This window comes from Leptolyngbya sp. FACHB-261 (genome assembly GCF_014696065.1).
Taxonomy (GTDB): domain Bacteria; phylum Cyanobacteriota; class Cyanobacteriia; order FACHB-261; family FACHB-261; genus FACHB-261.
Genome location: NZ_JACJPL010000028.1, coordinates 87,564 through 111,573 on the forward strand (window position 1 = coordinate 87,564; position 24,010 = coordinate 111,573).

The window sequence follows — 24,010 nt, forward strand, 5'->3', positions numbered from 1 at the left end:
AAATAGCTAATCTGACCAGGCTGCTTGCCTAATACACCACTGACAAAACCCATTTGCGCTTAAGAATCTCATAACAGCGGTGAAAATTTCGTCAATACTAATCGATGCCCCAACCCTATGGCGAGGGCATCGATTAGGCGAGAAAACCAGCTGGCTGCTTTGAATGACTGCTTTAAATTGCTGCTTGGAATTGCTACTTTGAACTAGGGATTCTCATGCAAAAATGCATCGATTTGCCGCAGCTCGTCTTCATTCAGGCGGAATTGAGCGGCGCCAATGATACCCTCAACTTGTTTGGCATTCCGCCCCCCTACAATTGCAGCGGTCACTGCTGGATGGCGTAAGGTCCAGGCAATTGCAACTTCTCCTGGTGAGCGCTCATGCGATTGTCCGATTTGCCGCAGCAGCTCAACAAGCTTTAGGTTACGAGACAGGCGCGGCTCTTGAAATTCAGAACTGCCTTTGCGCCAATCGCCTTCCGCAAGATTGGCAACTCGTTCGGGTGTCATTGTGCCTGTGAGTAATCCGGATTGCATCGGGGAATAAACAATCACCCCAATGTTGTTCTCTTGACAATAGGGTAAAATTTCTTGCTCTATTTCGGGTTTAACTAGCGAGTAGGGTGGTTGTAGAGAGGTAACCGGAGCAATAGCTTGAGCGCGGCGCAATTGCTCGACGCTAAAATTTGAAACCCCAATGTGGCGGACTTTGCCTTCTTCCTTAAACTTTGCGAGTGTGCTCCAGCCTTCTTCAATTTCTGAGTCGGGGTTAGGCCAGTGAATTTGGTACAAGTCGATCGCCTCAACCTGAAGCCGTCGGAGACTCGCTTCCAATTCTCGTCGTATAGAATCTGTTTTCAAACTGCGACCAATTTCACGCTTCTCGTCCCAAATCATCGAGCATTTTGTGAAAATATAGGGACGCTGTGAGCGTTCTTTGAGCGCCTTCCCCACAATTTCCTCAGAATGTCCCAGTCCGTAGATGGCTGCTGTATCAATCCAGTTGACCCCCAGATCCAAAGCTCGCTGGATCGCAGTGATCGAGTCTTGATCTTCCTGCGGTCCCCAGCCGAATGCCCAATCGCCACCACCAATGGCCCAAGCTCCGTAGCCAATTGACGTAATTTGAAGGTCAGAGTTTCCTAACAGTTTTGTTTGCATTGTAATTTGTCTTTGGTTTGGCATTTGGAAGAGAGTCAGTGCTTATATTAAGCTCAATCTTGAGCACCGATGACCTGTAAGCCATGACCTCAAACCCATTCGCCAAGAATCGCAACGCTAAGCACTCCAGCTATAACCGTAAGCGCAGCTTAATAAACTATCAAGCAGACCAATCAAGTGCGTGCCATTACACCTGAAGCGCGAAGGTCGGGGATCTTTAATTCACATTTCTTCAGTCGATGCTAGACGAGCCTTTCCCTATCACAGTACCTATGCTTCCTCCAAGCACGCAATCGACGGGTTTCTAGAAGTTCTACGGCTTGAGTTGCTGCATGAGAAGCGGCCAATCAACGTCACCAATGTGATGCCTGCCTCAATTAACACGCCTCTGTTTAGCAAATCCCGTACCAAAATTGGGGTTAAGCCCCAGGGCTTGCCGCCATTTTATGAACCTGAGTCTGTTGCAGAGGCCATTCTCTACGTAGCAGAGCATCCAAAGCGCGAAATTGTGGTTGGTGGCGCGGGTAAGGCTTTTCTGCTCGGCCAGAAGCTCTCCCCCAGGCTTATCGATTCGCTCTTGCTGCTCCTCGGCTTTAAGTTGCAAAAGACCAAAGAGCCCAAGTCTGAGTCTGATCCAGATAATCTGTTCGAACCTATCTCCAGCGAGGACCGGGTAAAAGGAGATTTCACCAACCAGGCACGGCAAAGCTACTCTACCTGGTTGCAAACCCATCCCACCGCAAAGTGGGCGCAATTGCCGCCTTTGGGATCGCAGCTCTGGCGTTGCTTGTATCACCAGGCAGCCTTTAGAGGTGATGGCCCAGCACAGGGATGGCTCGCTTGACTGCTCCTGTCTACCAGAATGAGCAGCAGCGTCTCCCAAAATAGGTTCTGGTGACCAGGCAACAAGTTTTAGTTGCTTATTGATAGGGCTTAAGAGGCAGTTCAACCTGGAAGGTTGAGCCTTTGCCGACTGTACTCGTCACATGAATTTGTCCACCATGTGCTTGAACAATCTGGCGAACAATTGCTAACCCTAACCCAAAGCCACCGCTCCCCTGCGAACGCTCGGTGTCTACCTGGTAGAAGCGATTGAAGATATAGGGTAAGTCTGCTTCTGGAATCCCGATTCCCGTGTCGACCACCTGAATAATTGCCCATCCAGGCTGGGCAATTAGTCGCAACAGTACAGTTCCGCTGCCAGAAGTGTATTTACAGGCGTTGTCGAGTAAGTTTTCGACTACTTGCCTTAGCAAATCAGGATCAGCCCACAACTCAACTTGTCGCTCGGGTTGTTCGTAATTCAGTTTGATATTTTGAGATTTTGCTATTGTGGCAAACTGGCTTGCTAAATTTTTCAGTAGAGCGTTGAGACTGAGTAATTTTAGCGATTCAGGTGCAAGCCGTCCCTGATGGCGAGCTAACAAGAGCAAATTGTTAACCAAAACTCCCATAGACTTAGCGCTATCCACAATATTTCCCAAGGGGTGGTGGTAGCGCGAGTCATCGGCTGCGATGAATAAACCAAGCTGGGCATTGGTGAGGATAGCAGAGAGGGGCGATCGCAATTCATGGGAGGCGTCTGCTGTAAACTGTTGAAGCTGTTGATAAGCTTGTCGAATAGGCTGCATTGCAAGTCCACTGAGAAACCAACCTGTGAGTCCAATCAGGCCCAGCGTGATCGGAACAGCAAAAGTTAGCACAAGCTGAAACTGAGTGAGATTGTTTTGGGTTTCGATCAGTGGCGTCGCAACCTGAAGATAGCCAAGCACACCAGTTCTGCCTGCAACAGGTAATGTAGCTTGGCGCAGCCAGATCCCTGTTCCCAAAACTGGATCTGTTGATTGAATCGTGAGATAACCAAAGGAGGTATTTAACTGCTCTGGAGGAGAAGCCCCAAAAAAACGGACGAGCCGCCCTTCTACGTTATACCAGCGCACATAGATCAGATCTTCTGCAAGAGGATGAGATCCGCTACCCAACAAGGGAACATTACTCAGATCGACCTGGCTCTGGTTTTGGCGAACCTTATAGTTTACACTGGCGGCCATTACTCTAGTTTTGTCATAGAGCAGTCGGTCAATCCCCTTTAATTTGTCTTGCGCCTCAATCTGATAAATCACCCCAGCAAACAGCACAAGGATGCTTCCCATTGAGAGGGTGAACCAACGAGCCAGATTGCGACGACTTTGGTTGAACACGTCTTGCCTTCACAATCACTGTTTTTTGGGGCATTGCTGTTCGGGAGAAATTAGGCGGTAGCCCATACCATAAATGCTCTCAATCCAATTAGCAGCCCCTACAGCCTGCAAGCGTTGGCGAAGTTTGCGAACCAGAACGGTGATTGCATTGCTTTCTGGTTCAGTTCCCCATTCCCACACAGCTTGTTCTATCTGATTGCGCGTCAAAACCTGTCGAGGATGGCGCATGAGATACTCCAACAACTGGAACTCTCGACTGGAAAGGGAAACCACCGTACCCTGCCGTTCTATGGTGAGAGCGTCAAGGTGAAGGTGCAGATCCTCAAGCCGGAGCGTGTCACCTTGCCAAAGGGGCGAGCGCCGGCTTAATGCCCGCACTCGTGCCATGAATTCAACCAAGTCAATAGGTTTCACCAGATAGTCATCTGCACCCGCATCTAGCCCACTCACTTTTTCAGGTGTGGTATCTCTTGCTGTGATCATCAAGACCGGAGCTGTTTTTCCCGCTGATCTATACTGACGGCACAGATTTATGCCGCTGACTCGCGGCAACATCCAGTCCAAAATCAACAAGTCGTATTCTTTTTCCGATAAAAGCCATTGAGCTGTCTCTCCATCTTTTACACCATCTACGCTATGCCCCGCCTGAGACAGCACCGTTTGCAGCGGCATCAGTTGTTTGGGATCATCTTCTACCAGCAAAACTCTCATATCTCTGCTCACCTCCTCTATGGTTTGCAGCTTTAGCATTAGAGTTTGAAAAAGCTGGCGCATCTACTCTAGGCTGTATTCTGGAATAGAGCAGGCTGTACTAAAGTACAGAGGAGATGGTGGGTTCAGAGCAGATGGAAAAATAGTTAATGATTAAGCGTTGGTTGCAAGCATCAGGTGCAGAGTTCTGGTTGCCACTGCCATTTGTAGCGATCATGTTTTGGTCTGGCTCCAATTTCATAATGGCCCAAGAATTGAGCAAACCTCAAATAACAGAGAACAAACTTCAGGCAGATACTCAGTTTGAAGCAACTGTATCTATCAACATATTGCTAATCAATGCGGTTATTAACCGACAGCAAGGAACGACTCAGATTGAGGTAGAAACAGCAGAACCTATCTTAAAGCGGCTGGAGTTAGATCTGCCGATGACCAACACAAGCCAGATAGAGGAAGCGATCGCTCAAGAACTTCACTTATCGCGTCAAGATGTTCGACAGCTAGTTCGCTACGAAGTCATTGAATGAGGTTTTTCTAGAGCCAGTGCTGATACTAATGAGTTACACTGTGGCTGGCAGTAGCTGCGTTGGCTTTGGCGCGGCTTAGGCGACGTAGACCATTCAAATCTAGATAGCTAAACCCAACTTTTGAGAAAAAGGGTAAAACGCAGAATAGTAACGTTTCAATTGTCTGGTTGACCCAATTCAAACCAGAAGGGCCAATTAACCAGACGATCGGATAGCTAACCCATAGTACTGTAAAGTAGGTCGAAAGCCTGTTATAAAGCCTAGACAGCTCTACACCTTGCCCACGGGTTTTGGCCCTCAAAGGTATCCAAATTCCCCAAAGAATGACTAGAAACGCAACGACACCACAGGTGTACCACAGAAACCTGGCTTCACCATTTCCAGATAAATCCGCGATTAATCCTGTTACGACAACTATCGTCTGAGTTGCCATTAAGGCAGCGATTAACGTCCAGTCTTTTGCAATAAAATACATTGCCGTCCAAGACAATGACAGCAATAGCAAAGGGGTTGTGACGATCCAGTCAATGTAACGAGCGTAATGGGTTATTTGACCTGCAATTTCAACTTTACCCTGACCAAGTGCCATCGCCATGTAAGCCAGCCCTGACCAGATGGGAATGAAGGTAGCAACTAAATACTCGGACTTGGGAACGCCACGTGGATTGTTGCCGAGTGACATGAAATAAAACGCGCCAATCATCATTGAAATTACGTAAATCCAATGAAATGCGGTCTGTAAGTCCATAAGCTATCTCCGTTTCTTCTCAATCTTAAATCATAAATGTGATCCAAAAGTGAGTAGTAGGTTCCTACTACTCACTTTTGGATCACACTCCTGAGCAACACTATGAGGATAGTTGTAGGCAACATTGGCTTACGGCAGTTGTATTGCTCTTTTGTTATCGAGTGTGGAGAGAGTCAATGACAGCAACAATGGATAGCCTAAAATCAGCGGAACACCAATGGCATCACCTCTCCAATGAGCAGGTTGCCCGTTTGCTCAAAACTGATTTGGAGAGTGGTTTATCGTTTACAGAAGCAGCAGAGCGACATGAACGTTTTGGCCCCAACCAGTTAACAGCTCAGAAAAAAGAGAGTGCCTGGCTACGTTTTTTTCAGCAGTTTAATCAGCCGCTCCTCTACATTCTACTAGTGGCAGGACTGATTACAGCCTTTCTGCGAGAGTGGATTGATTCAGGGGTGATTTTTGGTGTAACGCTGCTCAATGCCACGATTGGCTTTATTCAAGAGTCAAAGGCCGAGGATGCAATTGCCGCTTTGGCCAAATCTGTTACGACTGAAGCAACGATTCTCCGCACTGGCCAGAAGCAAGTTGTTCCATCTAGTGAACTGGTGCCTGGCGATCTTGTCTTGCTATCTTCTGGGGATAAGGTTCCTGCGGATCTACGGCTCATTGAGACCCGCGACTTACAGGTCGATGAGTCAGCATTAACAGGAGAATCTGTCCCAGTAGAGAAAGAACTTCAGCTACTAGCAGCGGACACGCCCCTAGCAGAACGCACAAATATGGCGTTCACCGGCAGTCTAGTGACGTTTGGCCAAGGACGCGGACTGGTAGTGGGGATTGGTGAGATGACTGAGACCGGACACCTTTCCCAACTCATGCAGCAAAGCACCACACTGGAAACCCCACTGACTCGCAAAATTGACAGATTTGGCAAAACCTTGCTGTATGTCATTCTGGGCTTGGCTAGCTTCACATTTGTCGTAGGTATTGCCCAAGGGCTCTCTTGGGTTGAGGTGTTCAAAGCCGCTGTGGCTCTGGCAGTCAGTGCCATTCCTGAAGGTTTGCCCGCAATTTTAACGGTCACGTTAGCGACCGGGGTTTCCCGGATGGCGAAGCGGCATGCCATTATTCGAAAACTACCAGCAATTGAGACGTTGGGTAGCACAACCGTCATTTGTTCTGACAAAACTGGAACCTTAACTGAGAATCAAATGACGGTTCAAGAAATCGAGGCAGGTGGAAAGCGTTACCGGGTTAGCGGTGGAGGGTATGCACCAAATGGAGAAATTTCCCTTAACGGGCACTCCGTTGACCTAGAGAACAGCCCCGCCTTATATGAATGCCTTCAAGCAGGACTGTTGTGCAACGATTCCCATCTAGACGTGCAAGACGGAAACTGGGCTGTAGTGGGCAGCCCAACGGAAGGGGCATTGGTTGCAGTTGCGCACAAAGCTGGGCTAAACACCGACCAACTAAATCAGGTACTTTCTCGGCTCGATACTTTGCCGTTTGAGTCACAGTTTCAATACATGGCAACGTTGCATGACAATCACCCAGAACGATTGATTTATGTCAAAGGCTCAATTGAGGCAATTCTCAAGCGGTGTCGTCAGATGCTGAGTGAGGATGCAAAGGTGATTGCGATAAACCCAGAGCATATTGAACAAGCCGTGGATAAGATGGCAAAAAAAGGGCTTCGAGTTTTGGCACTTGCTAAGAAAGTTGTGCCCGCTTCTCAAGCCTCAATTAAGCATGCTGACCTTGCTCAAGGCTTGGTTTTTCTGGGGATACAGGGCATGATCGACCCGCCTCGCCCCGAAGCAATTCAAGCAATTCGCTCCTGCTGGTCTGCCGGAATTCAAATCAAGATGATCACGGGTGACCATGCTAAAACAGCCGCGGCCATCGCCGGACAGATGGGGCTGAATCAAACTGGAGAGGCTCCCGTTCTAACAGGTCAAGAACTTGCCCAACTGAATGAGGAGGAACTAGCTAATGCCGTTGAGCAGAGTAGTGTGTTTGCGCGTGTAGCGCCAGAGCAAAAGCTTCATATTGTCAAAGCACTTCAATCCAGGGGCGAGATTGTGGCAATGACTGGTGATGGAGTCAATGACGCTCCTGCCTTGAAGCAAGCTGACATTGGTGTAGCAATGGGCATAACAGGTACCGAAGTCACGAAAGAAGCGGCAGATATGATTCTGACGAATGATAACTTCGCCTCCATTGAGGCAGCAGTTGAGGAAGGACGCACAGTTTACAAGAATTTGCTGCGGGCGATTGCCTTCATCTTGCCGGTGAATGTTGGAGAGTCCATGACTATCTTGATCGCTGTACTTTTGGCAACTCCGCTGCCAATTTTACCAGTGCAAATTCTCTGGCTGAATATGGTCAGTTCAGTTGCCTTAAGCGTACCTTTGGCGTTTGAGCCCCCCTCTCCTGACATCCTGCGACAGCCTCCTCGTCCTGTTAATGAGCCGCTTCTATCTCGTAGGTTAATTACCCGGATTTTAGCAGTTTCATTGTTTAACTGGCTTGTGATTTTTGGAAGTTTTGAATGGATTATTCGCACCACAGGAAACGAAGCTTTAGCTCGGACAGTGGCAGTTCAAGCATTGGTTGCCGCAGAAGCTTTTTACCTGCTAGGCATTAGCCGCTTTGTCCCAGCAATCACTGCTAAGTTGCGCGGCAAAGATGAAGCATTCGGCTATGCGGTGGTGTTTGGGATTGGAGGGGTCTTCATTCTCCAATTCCTGTTCAGCCAATGGAGCATTATGAATCAGCTATTTGCCACCGAAGCTTTAAGCATGGCTCAAGGTTTAATTTGTATCGGAGCTGGGTTACCTATGATTGCCTTGGCAGCTTTGCTGAAGCGTTTTGCACCTCTGAACTAGATTGCTTCTGTAAGACAGCTTTGCAGATCGTATTTACACATTGCTCATCAAACGTCAGCATTAAGATTTCAATTCTTCTTATGACTTCTCAAAAACTCAAACACGCGGTCGGAATATTGCCTAACCGTCGGGATGCAGAACAGGCACTGATTGAGTTAAGGAATGAGAGTTTTCCTATGCACAAGATTTCAATGATTACCAAAACTTCTGATAGTGAAGTTTTGCATGATCAAGGTGTGCAGCAACACTCATTGACAAGAGCAGAAGGGGCAAAAGCAGGTGCGGTTGCAGGAAGTACAGGTGCAGGATTGCTAACTTTAGTGGTTGGATGCAGTATATTGCTGGTTCCCGGAATTGGTCCTGCGTTAGCTATAGAAACTCTTCTGGCAACATTCTTAGGAAGTGGAACTGCAGCTGCAGTCGGTGGTTTATATGGTGCATTTCAAGGTTGGTTGGTACCAAAGGAACAAGCAAGAGTTTACAACGATAGATTTGATCAAGGAGATTGTTTAGTAATCATAGAAGCAATAGAGGATGAGGTCCAGATGGCCGCATCGATTCTTAGCCGCTGGGGAATTCAGATGTGGCGTGTCTATGATTCTGTTTGAATTTCAGATGATGGATTCCGTTTTTGTGAATGTCCGTTTAAGGTGGGACAGAGGGGCCGCACATCAGCAATTGCAGCCTTATCGCAGTTCTAGCCCTGTCTGTATCACCAGCCGACAGAGGTGATGGCCCAGCACAGGGATGGCTCGATTGACTGCTTCTGCTTACCAGAATGAGCATCAGACATCCGCCGGTATAGGTTCTGGTCACCAGACGACAAGTTTTAGTCACCAGAATTTATATCCTGGTCACCAACCCAATAAATCTGGTCACCAGCGTAACGAATCTGGTTACCAGCTTAATAATTTTGGTTGCCAACCTAATAGAGCTGGTCACCAGGACAACCAATTTGGTTGCCAGCCTAATAAATCTGGTTACCAGCCTAATAAATCTGGTTACCAGGATGTACATTTGTGTCGAACTTTACATGATTTCATTTCAAGTTCTTAACAGTTAAGTCGAGGCAGGTGTGATCGCGTTAGAGAATCTATTGAGCTTGGCTAGAGGGACGATAGAGCCCTCAGTGAATCTCCCGAGTTGCCCTCAGACAGCTCTGACCTAAACACTAAAAATCTTTGCCCAACCCTATTTACAACTGCCTAAATTAGCGCTACATTCTCACTCAGTCTCGCTGGCGAGACGTTACCTGGTGCCGTTTGTGCAACACCAGATAACTGACCCTCGTGTTGTTCTTGACAACGCGAAGGCTGAGGGAAGTTTAACACCGACCAAGGCTGTTCTTTGGTTTCGCTTCGCGGGCCATAGAGCAGGTCCGTTAGCAGACAGACTAAGGGGTCAAGAGGTCACTAATTGCCCCTTTCCATTGACCATTCATCCCTGCCAAGGGCGAAGCACCAAAGTCGAAGTTCGGGACTTAGTCCCAACTTTGTGCCCACTGCTTTGCCCTAATCCAACCATCCTGATTGCGATAAAACTATGTCTTGCCAAATTCGTTGTGCCCTCTGGGATCTGATTTCCCGTGAGGCCGAATTGCCTGCGCTCAACAAACTGATTCTGCTAACTATCGCCAATTACACTGAGCCCTACCGCAGCAAAACTCCGGTGCCCATCTCCCTAATTGTGCGTGACACCCGCATTCAAGAACCCGACCTGCGCAAGTTCTTCACCAGCCTGGAAAGCGGTCACTGGATCGAGAAAACTTTAGTGCCTAATAGCGAAGGTCGCCCACCGATCACCGTCTACCATCTTGCTCCTCGTCTGCTTCGCGCCGCTCAACGTCAAACCGATCAGCCCTTCGTCTAAAGTCAGGAATCTAGACTCTTAGGAAGGCTGCCTACGAAACTGCCGACACGCCCGTGAACTGGTGTTTGCACACACCGTAGCTCTGGCTTGCCGCGACCGTCTCTAGTCAGTCCACGCCCTAAAAACTCGGTGCGTTAACGCAACGTTTATCGAGAGTAGGTAAACTGACTACAAGCTAGGGTGGGTCGCCGCCCTTGACCTGCTGCTCCATCACTTAGGAAAAGCCCCCAACGGTTGCCTTGGGGGCTCTACTTCTTGCATCTGAGAACGATCAGCTTTCTTGAAAAAACCAATGTCGGCTGTTGAGGCTACACCGACGACACTAAGGGTTGCCAACGAAAATACCGCGCCCGTTAGTACCGATGAAGACCTGCCCAAACACCTGGCGGCTTGCCTCCATCACATTGGGGGAGTTGCCAATCGCATTCTCCGGGTCACCAATGGAAGTCCAGGTTTGTCCCCGATCCAGCGAGCGAAAAATCCCTTTGTCCTGGCCCTCAATGCTGCCATAGACATAGAGAGCGGGGATTGTGCTACCCGCCTCTGGCAAACCAAACGCAAACAGATGGGCGTTGCTAACCTTGGCAATGGGTGTAAAGGTTGCGCCACCATCAGTAGAGCGGTAAAGGCCATCAGCATCCAGGCTGGCCCAAACCTCACCGGCAACCCCCGGCACAGTTTTGATCATGGACCAGTCTTCACTGGGCAGAGAGCTGTTGATCAGGTTAAAAGATGCGCCACCATCATCACTGCGATAAACCTTACCTGCGCTGTAGTAGTAGAACCGATTGCCGTCTACCTTGTCTGCAACTAGGGGCTGCGACCAGTTCCACGGTCCCTTAGGACCATTGGGCAGACCAACAACGGGAGCCCAGCTTGCACCGCCATCTGCACTGCGAATTGCTTGTCCCTCGCTAACCGTCACCAGCAATAGCTGGGGATCCGTAGCCGAGACCGCTACCCGCTGGGGCAGAATACCCGTTGGGAAAGAGGCAAATTCAGTCCAGGTCACACCACCATCCGTAGACTTCGCGCCTGAATAAACCTCAGTGCTGCGCCGACCGCCAACTCGCACCATTTGCAGCGGATCGCTTTCGCTGTAAGCAATGCTGTAGGTGTCCTGGAACGAAGTCTGACCTGCTCCCATGCGTTGACTGGGATAGGCGGTCAACCCATTGTTATGGTTGAAGCCATCCACATCTGCCAGACCACTTAACAGGACAGAGCCACACGGAGGTGCAGCCAACGCAAACGTGACAACCTGCTCATGTCCTTGCTCGTAGTTCGTCCAGCTTACTTTAGAGGCACTGATATCATCCGTTGCCCAAACGCCATACCAATCGGTCAGCCAAACCCGACCTTCAACCTTCGGATCAAATTCCACTGAAGCAACCGAAGGGTGAGAACGCATAAATTGAGTCCACCAGGGAACGGTGCTATTGGTGGAACGAGCCTTCTCCACCCAACTTGCCCCACCATCCAGAGAGCGATAAAGCTTGGTCGAGGGCGTCTCACCCAGACTGACTAATATGTCATTAGCATTGAAGGGATTGATGCTAAGCCCATTGAATACCGCTGTTGAATTGAATGGAGAAATATTCTGCCAATTCTGGTTTTGGAATTTACTAACCCCGGCATTATGCGTGACGTATAAAGCATCATTACTGGCAATCGTCATGCGATTGACTTGTATCGGACTGCCAGCCAGTTTGCTCCAGGTGACCCCGGTATCCGTGGATTGATAAACCCCATCTCCATAGGCACTGGCATAAACAAGACCGGGAATATTTTTGTCAAATTCAATATCAGTAATGCCAATACCCGGCGTGGAATTACCTGCAAATGAAGTGACTTTTGACCAGGTAGAACCAGCATCTAAGGTTTGCCACAGCCCATCGCGGCGGGACCCAAACAAAAGATTATTAGAATCTAGAGGATTAATGACTAGTCTCTCGCCCGTCCAGCGTTTCGCTTCATTGCCGCCCATCGGCAGATCCAGGCTGAGCTTCTGCCAATGAGCCCCCTGATCTGTAGATTTGAAAATACTGCCCTTGTCTCCCCATTTTGAGTATTTGCCTGCGGCAATATACACAGTATTTGGGTCATTGGGATCTAGCGCTAGCGATTCACCGCCGTAGTAACGGTTCTGCGCAAGAGGAAAACTATCGGTCAGCGGAATCCAACTTTGATTGACGGCATTCCAGCGGTAGAAACCACCAACATCTGTCCTGATGTAAGCGAGATCTTGCTGCTGAGGATGGTGATAAATCCCTGTCACATAACCACCGCCACCAATCGAGACATTACGCCATTGATAGGCGTCGGTTGAGCGGGAAATCAGCTGGTTGATTTGACTAGGGCTAGACCAAGTCATGCTCAAAGCCCTTTCGTCCCTGTTGTAGTCTTCCAGTTTGAGGTTGTAGCGTTGACTAACAGTTGACGCGATACCTGACTCCACCTTAGTAGAGCTAGTTGTGGCGTGAGTCCAGATGTTGCCAAGCGGCTGTCCCTGACTCCGTTGACTAACCCCACTTGCAAAGTCAGCAGTACGGGTATAATCGTTAGAATTTATACCTTTAGAATTCTGCCCTGAATAGTTTGAATTCCTAACTTCTGCAAGGAAACCTGCCTGACTGCTTCGGTTCTCATGTAAGCCCAATCCCAACGGGCCTTGCATCCTACGGTTTTGTGCTGTCTCTAAAGACTCTAGAGAACCACTACCCAAGCTCTGCTTGACAGGACTAATCCGAGCGTCAGTACCGGTGTAATTCACTACACAAACCCCCGTAAATTAGATGTCTTTTTCCGTTGTATTTTGCCCACCGAGCCAGCAGTTAGCAACAGACAAAGCTCCACAGAACAACTATACATACCTGCGGTAGCTGTCAGAACCGGGTAAATCCTTACAGCCAAGACATTGGGCCAATCAACTTAAGAATCCTCAGTGCAAACCACTCGTTTTCTAGATAGACAATCAATTAAGTCAGAAATGGCTTTTCCATCCTGCATACTTCTTTTTACTTAGACGTAAAGGTACCAGCAGCTACAGGTTGCCAGTAGCTTTTACAAGTCAAAAGTGACTAAACAGGACAGGGCATGGCCTAGCGGCGCTGCTAGGCCAGATAGAAGTGCAACTGCTGTCTACATGCCCAAGGACTACGAGGCTAGCTACCCGAACCTTGATATTGTTTGTCACCAAATAGTACCGCCCGAGCCTGCTCATCAATCGGGCCTTGGCGAACGCGGTCAGCTAGAACTGCAAGACCTTTTTGTACAGCTGGGCGCTCACCAATGGCATTGAACCAGCGCTGCACATGCGGGAAGTCAGCCAGGTTTTGGCCTTGGCGTTCGTAGGATCTGAGCCAGGGGTAAGTTGCAATATCCGCAATCGAATAAGCCCCTGCTAAATACTCTTGTTCGGCAAGGTGTCGATCCAGCACCCCGTACAGTCGCCCCGCCTCTTTGGTATAGCGGTCAATTGCATAGGCAATAGGTTCAGGCGCATAGCTCCGGAAGTGATGCGCTTGGCCCAGCATCGGACCAACACCACCCATTTGAAACATCAACCATTGAATCGTTTGGTAGCGTTCACTCGGTTCAGTGGGCAACAGCTTGCTAGTCTTCTCAGCGAGATAGATCAAAATTGCGCCAGACTCAAACAGAGCATAGGGATGTTCCCCTGGCCCTTCTGGATCAACAATTGCCGGAATTTTATTGTTCGGGCTGATCTTGAGGAAGTCTGGCTCAAACTGGTCTCCTTTATTAATGTCAATTGGAATGACATTGTAGGAAAGCCCTAATTCTTCCAAAAGAATCGAAACCTTGAAGCCGTTGGGAGTAGGCCAAGTGTAAAGATCGATCATAATTACACCGTAATTCTCTGGTTCAGTTGTGTTTTAGCTGCGTCAAATTCTTGAAGCACTGACGTTAGCAAAGCACAATTCAAGGAGTTGTATTTGGTCTGACCTTGACGCCTTTTCTCTAAAAGACCCACATCAGCTCTAAGCCTGACGAGTAGCCGCTCGGGTATAAGCCGTGACGTAAGCCGGGGGTTCAATCGCTGAGGACAAACGCGGATCAGCAATCGGTTGTGCCGTAGCCAATTCTAAGGGAAGTTCCCCTGCCCAAACTGGCAGAGCATAATCCTCTTCGTCATCCACCGGTGGACCCGTGCGTACTTTGGCTGAGGCCTCAACCAGGGGCAAAGCAAGCACTAGAGTTCCTGTCAGTTCACTGCGATTAGGTGGACGAACTTCAGACCAGCGTCCTGGCACAATGTGTTCTGTAAACGCCCTCAAAGCCTCTAATTTCTGTTCCGGTTCAGAGACGATAGAGGCGGTGCCAAACACAACAACAGAACGATAATTCATCGAATGATGAAAGGCAGAACGAGCTAAGACCAGCCCATCAAGTAGGGTGACCGTTACGCAGACATCAATGCCAGTTTGCAGCGTGCGCAACATGCGGCTGGCAGGCGAGCCATGAATGTACAGTTGCTCTTCAATGCGCCCGTAGGCGGTGGGAATCACGAAGGGATTGCCGTCAACCACAAAACCGACATGGCAAATCAAACCCTCATCCAGGATTTGGTATACCGTAGTGCGGTCGTATTCTGCGCGTTTGGCAAGACGTTTAACCGTACTGCGTTGTGTCGGTACGAAGGCTGGACTTTCTATGCTTTCCATGATTGAAATACCAGATTAAGCTTCTTGAGTCGGATCAACAAGACCAAAGGCTCGAACCGGGAATGTACCAAAGTTCTTGACTTTGACCGGTACTGAGAAGAACTTGAAGCCCTGTCTCGGTAAGGCTTGCAAGTTGCAAAGATGCTCAACAATTGGAATCTCAGCTCCTAACAGAAGCGTATGGACCGGCCGATGACCGTCACGAGTATCGTCGATGTTGAGCGAGTCAATACCAACCAGAGCTACTTGTTGATCGACTAAGTATTGAGCAGCCTCTTTAGTCAAATAGGGGTGATCTTCAAAGTACTGGTCAGTGCCCCAATGTTGGTCCCAACCTGTTTGGACTAAAACAGCTTTGCCCTGGAGTTCAAAATTGGCAAAGGCTGAGGCATCAATGGCTTGACCCTTACTGCTCTCGACTTGCACAACAATCCCTTCTAAATCTGCTAGAGAAGCAAGCGGTAGTTGAGATAGATCTTTGCCGTGGGCATAGCGATGGAAAGGGGAGTCGAGATAGGTACCTGTATTGGCAACCATATCGATTCGACCAATTGAAAACTCAGTCCCTTCTGCGTAATGATCTTTTGACGCTTCCCGACTGAGAAAATCACAAATTAGGGGGGCAGGTAGACCTTTGTAAGTGATCATGCCGTGCTCGACCGTGTGACTGACATCTACAAAGTTTTGTTCGCGGTCTTGATCTGACACAATCTCATCCCTCATCGATACATCCTTTACAGAAGCGCTTTCAAAATCTGGGCTACCAGCTGGGCGGTGCGTTGGTCCATATCCTGTTGCGGGGTGTACTCCACAATCTCAATAGCTTTCAGGCCTGGATGTTGTCGGATTAGGCGGAACGCAGCCAACAGTTCTGCGGCTTTGATGCCACCCGCCTCTGGAACTCCGACTCCCGGTGCATCGGAGGGATCCAAAGAATCCAGATCGAGGGAGAGACCAAAGCCGCCCGTTCTGTCCGTGACAATTTCAAGCGCCTCCGCCAAAACGGTATCTAGACCTCGCTCTGCAACTTCCGTCATCAAAAACACCCTCACGCCTAATTGCTGAAGCAGGCTAACTTCTTCTGCCTCAAAACTGCGGGCACCAATCACAGCGACCTGCTTTGGGCTAAGTTTGCCTCCCACACTCTGAAGATCGACCAGACTGGTTTCGCCCTGGCCAAGCAGCGTGGCTAGACCCATACCGTGACAAGCCTTGGAGGGGCTGGTTGCAAAGGTGTGAGAGTCGAGGTGGGCATCCAGCCACAGCAACCCTAAGTTTTGTCCCAGCCCTAAAGCCTGGGTCAGACCACTCCAAGTACCAATGGCAACCGAATGATCACCTCCCAAAACCACGGGGAAATAATCCTGCTTCACAGCATCAGCCACGGCGATGGCGACGTCTTGCACATGGGCTAACACCAGTGGCAACGCTTCCTGCTGCTGGTTGATCTGATGGCTGGCGTACCGCAAAGCAGGGTAAACCGAGGTCAACCAATGGGCAGGAATGCCTGTTGCCAGCAGTTGCTCCACGAGTCCACTAGCCTGCAACGCAGCTGGGCCATCTTCACTGTGGTGGCGGCGGGCTCCCCAACCGGTCGCTGCGCCAATCAGGCCAATCGCTAGTTTTGTCTGGGCAAGGTTGGGCATGGAGTATTTGGCATTAGGTCGGACTGGTTAGCGTGGCATCGTCAGCCTAGCGGTGAGAATGGTCTTGCACAAGCGCCAATTTTGGCTTGAGCAACCAGTCCACTTTGCTGAACTTTGTCAGCTTCATTGCCAATGGACTTCGCAATTAGTCTGGATCCTCAACAGCCCCTGCCGCTGCACCGTCAGCTCTACGCAGAGTTACGTCAGGCGATTCTGACCGGTCGCCTGACGCCAGGGCAGCGCCTGCCCTCGACCCGAAGCTTCGCTCAGCTCCTGGGCATCTCCCGCGCTACGGTCACACTCAGCTACGAGCAACTGCTCAGTGAGGGCTATCTGCAAGCAGTAGTCGGTTCTGGCACCTTTGTTTGCCAGCAGCTTACCGATGAGTTGCTGCGGCCTGCACCGATTGCAACCCCGCTTCAGGCCGTTCAGGCTGGCGAACCGCACCTGACCCTGTCTGACTACGCCATCAGCCTGAGCCGTATCGCTCTCTTTGAGCCGCCTCTACTCGATGCGCAAATCAGCTTTCGCGGGCAGCCAGATCTCGACGCCCTTCCGCTTCAGCAATGGCGACAGCTCTTGTCGCGGCATTGTCAAGCTCATGAGCAGGCGATGCTTGACTACTGTCCAGACCTGCTAGGCTATCGACCTCTACGCGAGGCAATTGCCCGCTATCTAGCCCGGTCACGGGCCGTGCAGTGCGACCCAGACCAGGTATTGATCGTCAATGGTTCACAGCAAGCCCTGGACTTATTGACTCGAATTTTGATCAACCGAGGTGACCGAGTGGCTCTAGAAGATCCAGGCTATCCGGGCGCACGGCGTGTCTTTTTGGCTCAAGGCGCTGACCTCTGTCCGATTCCAGTGGATGAAACTGGGCTGCAAGTGGAGCAGCTCAGCCAGCTAGGCGGAGGCGTCAAGTTAGTCTACGTAACTCCCTCGCATCAGTTTCCAACCGGCGTCGTGCTATCGCTGCCGCGACGCCTGGAGTTGCTGGATTGGGCACAGCACACGGGCGCAATGGTGATCGAAGATGACTACGACAGTGAATATCGCTATGGCAGCCGTCCCATTCCGGCTCTGCAAGGGTTGGACCAGGGCAATTCGGTCCTGTATATCGGCACTTTCTCTAAGGTGTTGTTTCCGGCGCTACGCATTGGCTACTTGGTGGTACCTCGATGTCTGGTCAAGCTGCTAGCTCGGGCCAGGTGGTTAGCAGACCGGCAAACGCCTCTGCTGGAACAGTATGCCCTGACTGATTTCATCAACGAGGGGCATCTGGAACGCCATATTCATCGCATGCGCCGACTCTACGATCAGCGTCGCCAGGTCTTGGTTCAAGCGCTGCAATCCCACCTACCGGGGCAAGCCACGATCCTGGGCGAGAACGCAGGCATGCATGTGGTGGTGCGCCTGCAAACCAGTCTCAGTGATCTTGAAGTGGTCGCCCGCGCTGCTCAGGTAGGGGTCGGGCTGGTCAGCACTCGCAACTACTATCTCCAGCCCCGCTGCGCCACTGAAACAGAGTTTCTGCTGGGTTATGCCGCTCTACAGGCCTCAGACCTGCAAGAAGGAGTGCATCGTTTGGCTCAGGTGTTGCAAGCAGCAGCAAGTAGGGAAAGCTAGCGTTTACGCTGCGTTGAACAGGATGCTCCCGTTGTTCAATCCGTCATCTAGAGCAGGAACAGTCGCCTCAATGTGGAATCTTGGTGCTTCTTGGAACCAATTCAAGCTGAAGTCAAAAAAGTTGCAACTTCGACAGCAGGGGTTGTTCCAGAACAGCTTAGCCGCGCTGATCATTTCTGGGATATTAATGCCTACGCAATTGCCTGCGGTTGCTGAGGAGGTTGCCACGAGCGACCCAAATCAAATCCTGCAACTTGAAGAGCGCAACATCAATACCAAAGCGTTTCTCTCTACAATTGCTTGGGCTGAAGGAACGGGCAATTCCTATGGCTACCAGATCATGTTCACCGGTGTTTATTTCAATAGTTTCTGGGATCATCCTCGTCAGGTTCGGTGTGCTTACTCCTGGGCACGCAGGCTGTGTAGCAGCGCCAGTGGACGCTATCAATTCCTGGAAACCACATGGGACCGTGTTGCTTTGAAACTAGGCTTACGGGACTTTTCGCCTGCATCGCAAGATCAAGCAGCGGTCGAATTAATTCGAGAACAAGGGGCTCTGGAAGATGTAGAAGCGGGTCGTTGGCAAACAGCGATTTACAAAGTTGCACCAGTCTGGGCCTCATTGCCTGACTACAACACTGGACAATCAGTTTACGGTCAACCGGTAAAGCTGATAGATCAGCTGGGCATTGTCTATGCTTACAGCTTGAATTTTTATCGTCAATTGGCTTTAGCAGAAGTCACTGCTAATCGCTCACTTTCTGCTCAGGAGAAACTGGTTTTGGATTTTGTTCCTGTGCCCTCTGTATCACCCCGCTTACCATTTCCCTCAACCGACGATCCTAGCTTCCCGCGCTTTTGAGGGGAAGTAGATTCAGTGAAGGATCCGGATGCCATACGCAGAAAAACTGGAGATTCAGGTGACAGGATACCCGTTCGTACGGAGGTGGGTTTGGGGTATTATGACCGTTTGCCCTGGTCCAGATTTGGCCTCTCTGGCAGCAACTCAGACTTTTTTCAACCAAAAATCTCAGGATTTCCGGAAACAGATTCTGTTTTTGGATCACAGGTTATGACGGTAGAGCTTGCTTTGTTCTACTCCCTTTGGTATTTTGACCCTGGCTCAATTGTTCCCTAATGGCTGGAGGCCTGATCGTGTGGTGTGTGATTCTAACAGGAGTAACGCAATGCAGCTCAATTTGAGGTACTGAACTCGACCGAAACAGAGCTTGCATTTTCAGGAAATCTAAAGAATTAAGAGCTGCATTCAGCGAAACTCCGCAGGTGTATGAACAGAGAACCCAGAGAGAGTTTTTCAGCTTGGAATGCTGAGGGGAATCCTATGTCCAAAATTACGGCTCCCTCAGTTAATTTCCTGACCAATCTACCGAATGACACGACCAGAACGGTCAGTTCAAAGGCTGATCCAAACGGTCCAATTCCACCGGCAGAAATGCAGCAAGATCCTATCCAGGAAAGTAATCCCCAGAAAAATATTCCTCAAAAAACAGTTCAGAAAGAGCAGAATTTTATTCGTTCTTATGGGCAACGCTTAGTTCAGGGTGGCTTAGGTGCATTGTCAGTTTCTCTGGCTTTGATGGCAGTGCCCCAACAGGCAGAAGCCTATCCCTACGGCTCCAGCTCAGACAGTTACGGCACAGAAGTTGAAGAACTTAGCCCCAACACCAGAGCCTTTCTGGACACGATTGCTTGGGCTGAGGGAACTTCAGGTCGGTATGGCTACCAGATCATTTTTACGGGAGCTTACTTCGACAACTTTGTTGATCATCCTCGGCAAGTCCGCTGTGCTAATTACAGAAGACGAAGGCTTTGTAGCAGCGCCAGTGGACGTTATCAGTTCCTAGAACGCACCTGGGATCGTGTCTCTAATAGGCTGAACCTACAAGATTTTTCACCTCGCTCTCAGGATTTGGCGGCAGTTGAGCTGATCCGAGAAAAAGGGGCCTTGGAGGATGTCGAAGCAGGCCGCTGGGAGACTGCAATTTACAAAGTTGCACCAGTTTGGGCCTCGCTGCCCTCGCCTAGTACAGGCAGGTCAGTCTATGGGCAACCATTCAAATCAATTCGTCAGCTGGGAGCGGTTTACGCCTCCAATCTGAATTATTACTACCAGGCCGTTGCGCGGGAACCGATTGCCAGCCGCATACCTGAGTCCTATCAGCCGATACGCTCAACGCGCTGGCAACAGCCTCGGCCTCTGCGTCCAGCTAGTAATCGCCTGCCGTCTCCTGTGGAACCGACGCTGTTTCCACCGTCACGGATTGAGATTAGTGCCCCTGTAGCCCCTCGGAACCAGCCTAATCCCCGTGCTAGTTCCTCAGCTCAATCGCCACCTAGCTGGCCCTCTGTATTTGCCGAGAATACCTATCGCACTAACAATCAAAGCCAGTCCCCAATTGAAGACTTGCGCTAGTCCCCAATCGAAGGTCTGCGCTTCTAATACCAACTCACTTTTGAATCGCTATGCATTGATCCCTCCCAACCTCCCCCCTGTAAGGGGAGGAGCTGTAGGTGGCGGGGTTTTGATGGGTAGCTCTCATTTAGAGAATTGGTATAACCACACTTTCTGAATTGGGCTTTCTAAATCGGGCTCTCCAAACTGGACTTGTGAAGTTGCCTTCCCCAATCGTTGCAGATTGGAGAAGGCAGGCATGAGCAGGTAGTCTTGCCCCAGAATCTAGCGCTCCAGGATCTAGTGGTGGAGCTGGAGCAGGGCTTTGGTCAGGATGCTGGCATCCCTGCGCCATTCGCGGATTGCTTCTCTACCCCGTGTCACCACTTCAGAGCGTTCCGCCTGCCGCAAACAGATACGGCTGAGGACTGCGATGAGCGTAGAGAGGCTATAGCGCTCGACTAGGACGACCAGGATCTCGAAGTCGCTGTTGCTGAAGCTGGGGTTGTTGTCACTCATGGACGGTGGCCCTCGCTGATTTTGGCAGCTAATTTGATGACAGCCGATTTACTGGCATAGACAGGCATAGGTTTGTTCTCCTTGGGTTGCTCCAAGATTGGATGCAGTGAACCGTGGGGCAGTTGCTAGAACTGTCCCTGTGCCCATTTGTGAGGCGACCCTTACGCTGGAAGCCAAGGAGAATGAGTGACTACAGCAGTGTTAAACTGCCCCGTAGCCTCCGGGCTGGACCTCTCAGCTTGGGGGTCAGCCGCCTGGGAGTTGAGTTCGAACTCCCAGGCGGTGCCTCACTGAATGGGCTGACTCAAGAATTTATACCTAGATCTCGCTAAGGTCAAGCCCTAGCGAGAAATGTTTGTGGTGAACTTTGACTGTGGAAGCCTCGGGGATAGTGCTCTGACTGGCAAATGAGCTGAGGATAATAGAGGCAGGAATTGACTCATGGATGTTAAATGATTACTCCCACTCAATTGCCTGCACCTACCGAGTCAAGAGTTCTCCCTAAAGGGATCAGTTGGCACACTTTTGAAACGCTGTAGCAGGTGAGCTAGGAATTGAAATCAGACAGCTAGGTTCCTTAACCCTCAAGCGAGAAGACCTAAGCCGAGCGATTGAACCAGGTATCTGTTTTTACATTCAAAATGAAGCTCTGGTGAGTGGCAAAAGCATTGAGCTAGCAACGAATCCACCTCCAGATCTGGCTTTAGAAGTAGACTTTACCAGCCGTTTTCTGAACAAATTTCATATCTATGCTTCGTTATGAGTTCCTGAATTCTGGAGATATGAAGACCAGACTCTTATGGTCTATAAGCTGGTCGATGGTCAGTATAAGCGCTGTGACCAAAGCCCTATTTTTCCCTTCTTACCTATCTAGGAAATCCCAAGTTTCATTGAGCAGAGCAAAACTCTTGGGCAGAGAAGTGCGGTTCGTCTACTTCGCTTGAGGATTCGCCCAATTCTGCAAAACCAGTCTTTGTAAGGTCTACTGCTGGGCAGTAGTCACTTCAAGTGTCACTACTGCCCCTAAAAACGCTCCTGGAAACTCCTCTAAAAACGCCTTAGGACTCGCGACCAGAGGCCCACATATCGCGCCACTTAACCGTTCCCTCACTCGCCACAAACCAACGCCGGGGCACTAGGTTCTCGCGTAATGGAGAGGTGCCTTCACGCCATAGAGCGTAGCGATAGGTGATTAACTTGCCAGCACTTTCATTAAAGGGAATCTCACCAAACCAGGTGCTGCTGTTAACGTACTCCAGCGGGAAGGCTTTGCTGATGTTCCAGTCGCCCAGTTCAGGACAGTCACCCGTCACCACAATCCTCTCACCCGGTTGTGTGTGCACCCCGTTCAATTGGGCTCGCACAATGGTTTGCCCCCTCACCCGCTCACCAACATGACTGAGGACAATTGCGCCCCGTTCTTCCAATGGCAAATCGCGAATTTTGCCATCCACAACTTCAACCTTGCAACGGGTCAAGACGCAGGTATGTTCGCCATCGGGGAGATCGGTTGAAATCTCAGGCAGAGTTGTTTCACCACCCCGGTTGAGCAAGACTACGCAGACCGAATCGCGGTGCTTGCGTGAATAGCAGTAAACATCTGGGCTAACATGTTGCGGCCAGTGCCCACCCATAGCTACCGCAGGATTCAACCGTCGCAATCCAGACAGCAAGCGGATAGTTCGATAAATTTCCGACTCAGTATCCCAGCTATTCATCATTGGGCGGTTGTAGGGGTCGTTACCGCCATTAGTATCGTCGTGGAGATACTGCTCCGTGCCGTAGTAAATACAAGGAATACCCCGAGAGGTCATAATCAGCACGATCGCGACCTTCAGCATTTCTGGGTCGGGATTTAAGCTTTGAAAGCGCGACATGTCGTGGTTATCGATAAAAGTGACCAGTTCGGTCGCACTTTTGTAGCGATAATCCATGTCAAAAACTTTTTGAATCTCTTGGAAACCCGCCTCTGCTCCCTGGGCCAATGCTTCCCGAATGGCAACGCACAAACCAAAGTCAAGCAGCGTCATGCCTGATTCGTTGGCAAATTCCACAGAGCGATCATCAAAGGGGCTACTGTAAATCCATTCCCCAAAGATAAACACATCGGGTCTGTGCTTATACATATCCCCGGTAAATTCTTGCCAGAACCAGATGGGCATATGTTTAACAGTATCGACCCGCAGGGCATCAACCCCCCGGTCTAGCCACTGTTTAATGGAAGATTTAATGTATTCGCGATAGTCGTCGTTGTTCTCGTTGAATGTTGCTAGCCCCGACAACTCACAGTTCTGAACCTGCCACTCATCTTCCCAGTCATTGACTTCACCGTAGTGGTGATACCAGTGGTCTTTATCATCGTTAAAGTCAGCAATCTTGACGCCATCGTCGTAGAGTTCACCTTTCTTGCCGCTGAAGTCTGGATTGCTGTGGTTGCAAACAATATCCAGAATTAACTTCATTTTGCGCTTGTGCAGCTCTTCAACCAGACGATCGAAGACGGTGTCTTTAGTCTCCTGGGTTTTGTTGAGTGAAGGATTTTCGTCTTTGCCAATGAAGCGAGGATTGATGCGCTTAAAGTCTTTGGTCCAGTAACCGTGGATGGCCGCTTGTTCAACAAATAATGCTTCTACTTGCTCAAAGAGGGGAGTCAGCCAAATTGCGGTTACCCCCATGTTTTTCAAATAATCGAGCTTGTCAATAACACCTTGCAGATCCCCTCCCCAGTATTTCCCCCAGTCTTTTCCTTCCAGGTCGTAGAGGTCTGGGTTAGGCCCTTCATTATTGTCTGGATCCCCATTAAAGAAGCGATCAACAACGATGAAATAAATGGTCTCCTGACGAAATTCAATATCCCTGGTGTAAAGAAAATCTAAATCGATTTCAATATCTTGGACTGGTTCATTGACTAAAGCTTCAATCTTCGACTTTTCATCCTCCACCTGATATTGATCTTGGGATAATTGAGAAGGAGGAGTAGCCATAGGGTGATAGAGTTTCGTAGAGGTAGA

At 49.9% G+C, this 24,010-nt stretch carries 19 protein-coding genes; 8 read left to right on the forward strand and 11 right to left on the reverse strand.

Going from position 1 to position 24,010, the window contains the following annotated elements; all coding sequences use genetic code 11:
- Positions 1-203 precede the first annotated feature (203 nt).
- On the reverse strand, positions 204-1,160 hold the full coding sequence (locus tag H6F94_RS24315) for an aldo/keto reductase (protein ID WP_190804868.1): 957 nt from the start codon (positions 1,158-1,160) through the stop codon (positions 204-206).
- Positions 1,161-1,341: 181 nt separating this feature from the next.
- Between H6F94_RS24315 and H6F94_RS24320 the strand changes: the two genes are divergently transcribed.
- Positions 1,342-2,004: an SDR family NAD(P)-dependent oxidoreductase gene (locus H6F94_RS24320; protein ID WP_199320644.1), complete on the forward strand. Its 663-nt coding sequence runs from the start codon at positions 1,342-1,344 to the stop codon at positions 2,002-2,004.
- 76 nt (positions 2,005-2,080) lie between these two features.
- On the opposite strand, the gene H6F94_RS33350 is transcribed toward H6F94_RS24320, so the two are convergent.
- Together H6F94_RS33350 and rppA are read right to left on the reverse strand one after the other, a co-directional pair.
- On the reverse strand, positions 2,081-3,361 hold the full coding sequence (locus H6F94_RS33350) for a sensor histidine kinase (protein ID WP_190804869.1): 1,281 nt from the start codon (positions 3,359-3,361) through the stop codon (positions 2,081-2,083).
- A gap of 15 nt (positions 3,362-3,376) precedes the next feature.
- Positions 3,377-4,072: a two-component system response regulator RppA gene (gene rppA / locus H6F94_RS24330; protein ID WP_190804870.1), complete on the reverse strand. Its 696-nt coding sequence runs from the start codon at positions 4,070-4,072 to the stop codon at positions 3,377-3,379.
- A 149-nt stretch (positions 4,073-4,221) separates the two neighbouring features.
- Between rppA and H6F94_RS24335 the strand changes: the two genes are divergently transcribed.
- Positions 4,222-4,599 carry a hypothetical protein gene (locus H6F94_RS24335; RefSeq protein WP_190804871.1) on the forward strand — a complete coding sequence of 126 codons (378 nt, stop codon included), beginning with the start codon at positions 4,222-4,224 and terminating at the stop codon, positions 4,597-4,599.
- Positions 4,600-4,624: 25 nt separating this feature from the next.
- On the opposite strand, the gene H6F94_RS24340 is transcribed toward H6F94_RS24335, so the two are convergent.
- The gene (locus H6F94_RS24340) at positions 4,625-5,347 is read right to left on the reverse strand and encodes a bacteriorhodopsin (RefSeq protein ID WP_190804872.1); all 723 of its coding nucleotides are present in this window, start codon (positions 5,345-5,347) and stop codon (positions 4,625-4,627) included.
- Between the two features lie 176 nt (positions 5,348-5,523).
- Between H6F94_RS24340 and H6F94_RS24345 the strand changes: the two genes are divergently transcribed.
- From H6F94_RS24345 to H6F94_RS24355, 3 genes are all read left to right on the forward strand, one after another.
- Positions 5,524-8,241 carry a cation-translocating P-type ATPase gene (locus H6F94_RS24345; RefSeq protein ID WP_190804873.1) on the forward strand — a complete coding sequence of 906 codons (2,718 nt, stop codon included), beginning with the start codon at positions 5,524-5,526 and terminating at the stop codon, positions 8,239-8,241.
- Between the two features lie 80 nt (positions 8,242-8,321).
- The gene (locus tag H6F94_RS24350; protein WP_190804874.1) at positions 8,322-8,849 is read left to right on the forward strand and encodes a hypothetical protein; all 528 of its coding nucleotides are present in this window, start codon (positions 8,322-8,324) and stop codon (positions 8,847-8,849) included.
- Positions 8,850-9,783: 934 nt separating this feature from the next.
- Entirely contained in the window at positions 9,784-10,110 is a 327-nt protein-coding gene (locus H6F94_RS24355; protein WP_190804875.1) for a hypothetical protein, read from the forward strand.
- Positions 10,111-10,432: 322 nt separating this feature from the next.
- Here the strand turns inward: H6F94_RS24355 and H6F94_RS24360 are convergent, their stop codons facing one another.
- From H6F94_RS24360 to H6F94_RS24380, 5 genes are all read right to left on the reverse strand, one after another.
- Complete coding sequence (locus tag H6F94_RS24360; RefSeq protein ID WP_190804876.1) at positions 10,433-12,883, reverse strand: hypothetical protein; 2,451 nt, start codon at positions 12,881-12,883, stop codon at positions 10,433-10,435.
- A gap of 391 nt (positions 12,884-13,274) precedes the next feature.
- Positions 13,275-13,973: a glutathione S-transferase N-terminal domain-containing protein gene (locus H6F94_RS24365; RefSeq protein ID WP_190804877.1), complete on the reverse strand. Its 699-nt coding sequence runs from the start codon at positions 13,971-13,973 to the stop codon at positions 13,275-13,277.
- A 138-nt stretch (positions 13,974-14,111) separates the two neighbouring features.
- Positions 14,112-14,795 carry a pyridoxamine 5'-phosphate oxidase family protein gene (locus H6F94_RS24370; RefSeq protein WP_190804878.1) on the reverse strand — a complete coding sequence of 228 codons (684 nt, stop codon included), beginning with the start codon at positions 14,793-14,795 and terminating at the stop codon, positions 14,112-14,114.
- Between the two features lie 15 nt (positions 14,796-14,810).
- Entirely contained in the window at positions 14,811-15,503 is a 693-nt protein-coding gene (locus H6F94_RS24375; protein WP_313949372.1) for a cyclase family protein, read from the reverse strand.
- Between the two features lie 26 nt (positions 15,504-15,529).
- Entirely contained in the window at positions 15,530-16,441 is a 912-nt protein-coding gene (locus tag H6F94_RS24380; RefSeq protein WP_190804880.1) for an arginase, read from the reverse strand.
- A 132-nt stretch (positions 16,442-16,573) separates the two neighbouring features.
- On the opposite strand from H6F94_RS24380, the gene pdxR reads away from it, so the two are divergent.
- The 3 genes from pdxR (at position 16,574) to H6F94_RS24395 (ending at position 20,501) form a co-directional block, all read left to right on the forward strand.
- Positions 16,574-18,067: a MocR-like pyridoxine biosynthesis transcription factor PdxR gene (gene pdxR / locus H6F94_RS24385; RefSeq protein WP_190804881.1), complete on the forward strand. Its 1,494-nt coding sequence runs from the start codon at positions 16,574-16,576 to the stop codon at positions 18,065-18,067.
- A 187-nt stretch (positions 18,068-18,254) separates the two neighbouring features.
- Positions 18,255-18,929 (forward strand): glycoside hydrolase family 24 protein, encoded by a 675-nt coding sequence (locus H6F94_RS24390; protein ID WP_242041394.1) that lies wholly within the window; start codon positions 18,255-18,257, stop codon positions 18,927-18,929.
- 480 nt (positions 18,930-19,409) lie between these two features.
- Positions 19,410-20,501, forward strand: coding sequence for a glycoside hydrolase family 24 protein (locus H6F94_RS24395; RefSeq protein ID WP_199320645.1), 1,092 nt, complete (start codon positions 19,410-19,412; stop codon positions 20,499-20,501).
- A 279-nt stretch (positions 20,502-20,780) separates the two neighbouring features.
- On the opposite strand, the gene H6F94_RS24400 is transcribed toward H6F94_RS24395, so the two are convergent.
- The gene (locus tag H6F94_RS24400; protein ID WP_190804883.1) at positions 20,781-20,999 is read right to left on the reverse strand and encodes a hypothetical protein; all 219 of its coding nucleotides are present in this window, start codon (positions 20,997-20,999) and stop codon (positions 20,781-20,783) included.
- Between the two features lie 1,058 nt (positions 21,000-22,057).
- Entirely contained in the window at positions 22,058-23,983 is a 1,926-nt protein-coding gene (locus tag H6F94_RS24405; protein WP_190804884.1) for an alpha-amylase family glycosyl hydrolase, read from the reverse strand.
- Between the last annotated feature and the right edge of the window lie 27 nt (positions 23,984-24,010).

Excerpts from the sequence above, each read along its gene's own strand:
- H6F94_RS24315 (WP_190804868.1), bottom strand. The coding sequence starts at position 1,160 with ATGCAAACAAAACTGTTAGGAAACTCTGACCTTCAAATTACGTCAATT.
- rppA (WP_190804870.1), bottom strand. The coding sequence starts at position 4,072 with ATGAGAGTTTTGCTGGTAGAAGATGATCCCAAACAACTGATGCCGCTG.
- H6F94_RS24335 (WP_190804871.1), top strand. The coding sequence starts at position 4,222 with ATGATTAAGCGTTGGTTGCAAGCATCAGGTGCAGAGTTCTGGTTGCCA.
- H6F94_RS24340 (WP_190804872.1), bottom strand. The coding sequence starts at position 5,347 with ATGGACTTACAGACCGCATTTCATTGGATTTACGTAATTTCAATGATG.
- H6F94_RS24345 (WP_190804873.1), top strand. The coding sequence starts at position 5,524 with ATGACAGCAACAATGGATAGCCTAAAATCAGCGGAACACCAATGGCAT.
- H6F94_RS24350 (WP_190804874.1), top strand. The coding sequence starts at position 8,322 with ATGACTTCTCAAAAACTCAAACACGCGGTCGGAATATTGCCTAACCGT.
- H6F94_RS24355 (WP_190804875.1), top strand. The coding sequence starts at position 9,784 with ATGTCTTGCCAAATTCGTTGTGCCCTCTGGGATCTGATTTCCCGTGAG.
- H6F94_RS24365 (WP_190804877.1), bottom strand. The coding sequence starts at position 13,973 with ATGATCGATCTTTACACTTGGCCTACTCCCAACGGCTTCAAGGTTTCG.
- H6F94_RS24370 (WP_190804878.1), bottom strand. The coding sequence starts at position 14,795 with ATGGAAAGCATAGAAAGTCCAGCCTTCGTACCGACACAACGCAGTACG.
- H6F94_RS24380 (WP_190804880.1), bottom strand. The coding sequence starts at position 16,441 with ATGCCCAACCTTGCCCAGACAAAACTAGCGATTGGCCTGATTGGCGCA.
- pdxR (WP_190804881.1), top strand. The coding sequence starts at position 16,574 with ATGGACTTCGCAATTAGTCTGGATCCTCAACAGCCCCTGCCGCTGCAC.
- H6F94_RS24390 (WP_242041394.1), top strand. The coding sequence starts at position 18,255 with ATGCCTACGCAATTGCCTGCGGTTGCTGAGGAGGTTGCCACGAGCGAC.
- H6F94_RS24395 (WP_199320645.1), top strand. The coding sequence starts at position 19,410 with ATGTCCAAAATTACGGCTCCCTCAGTTAATTTCCTGACCAATCTACCG.
- H6F94_RS24400 (WP_190804883.1), bottom strand. The coding sequence starts at position 20,999 with ATGAGTGACAACAACCCCAGCTTCAGCAACAGCGACTTCGAGATCCTG.
- H6F94_RS24405 (WP_190804884.1), bottom strand. The coding sequence starts at position 23,983 with ATGGCTACTCCTCCTTCTCAATTATCCCAAGATCAATATCAGGTGGAG.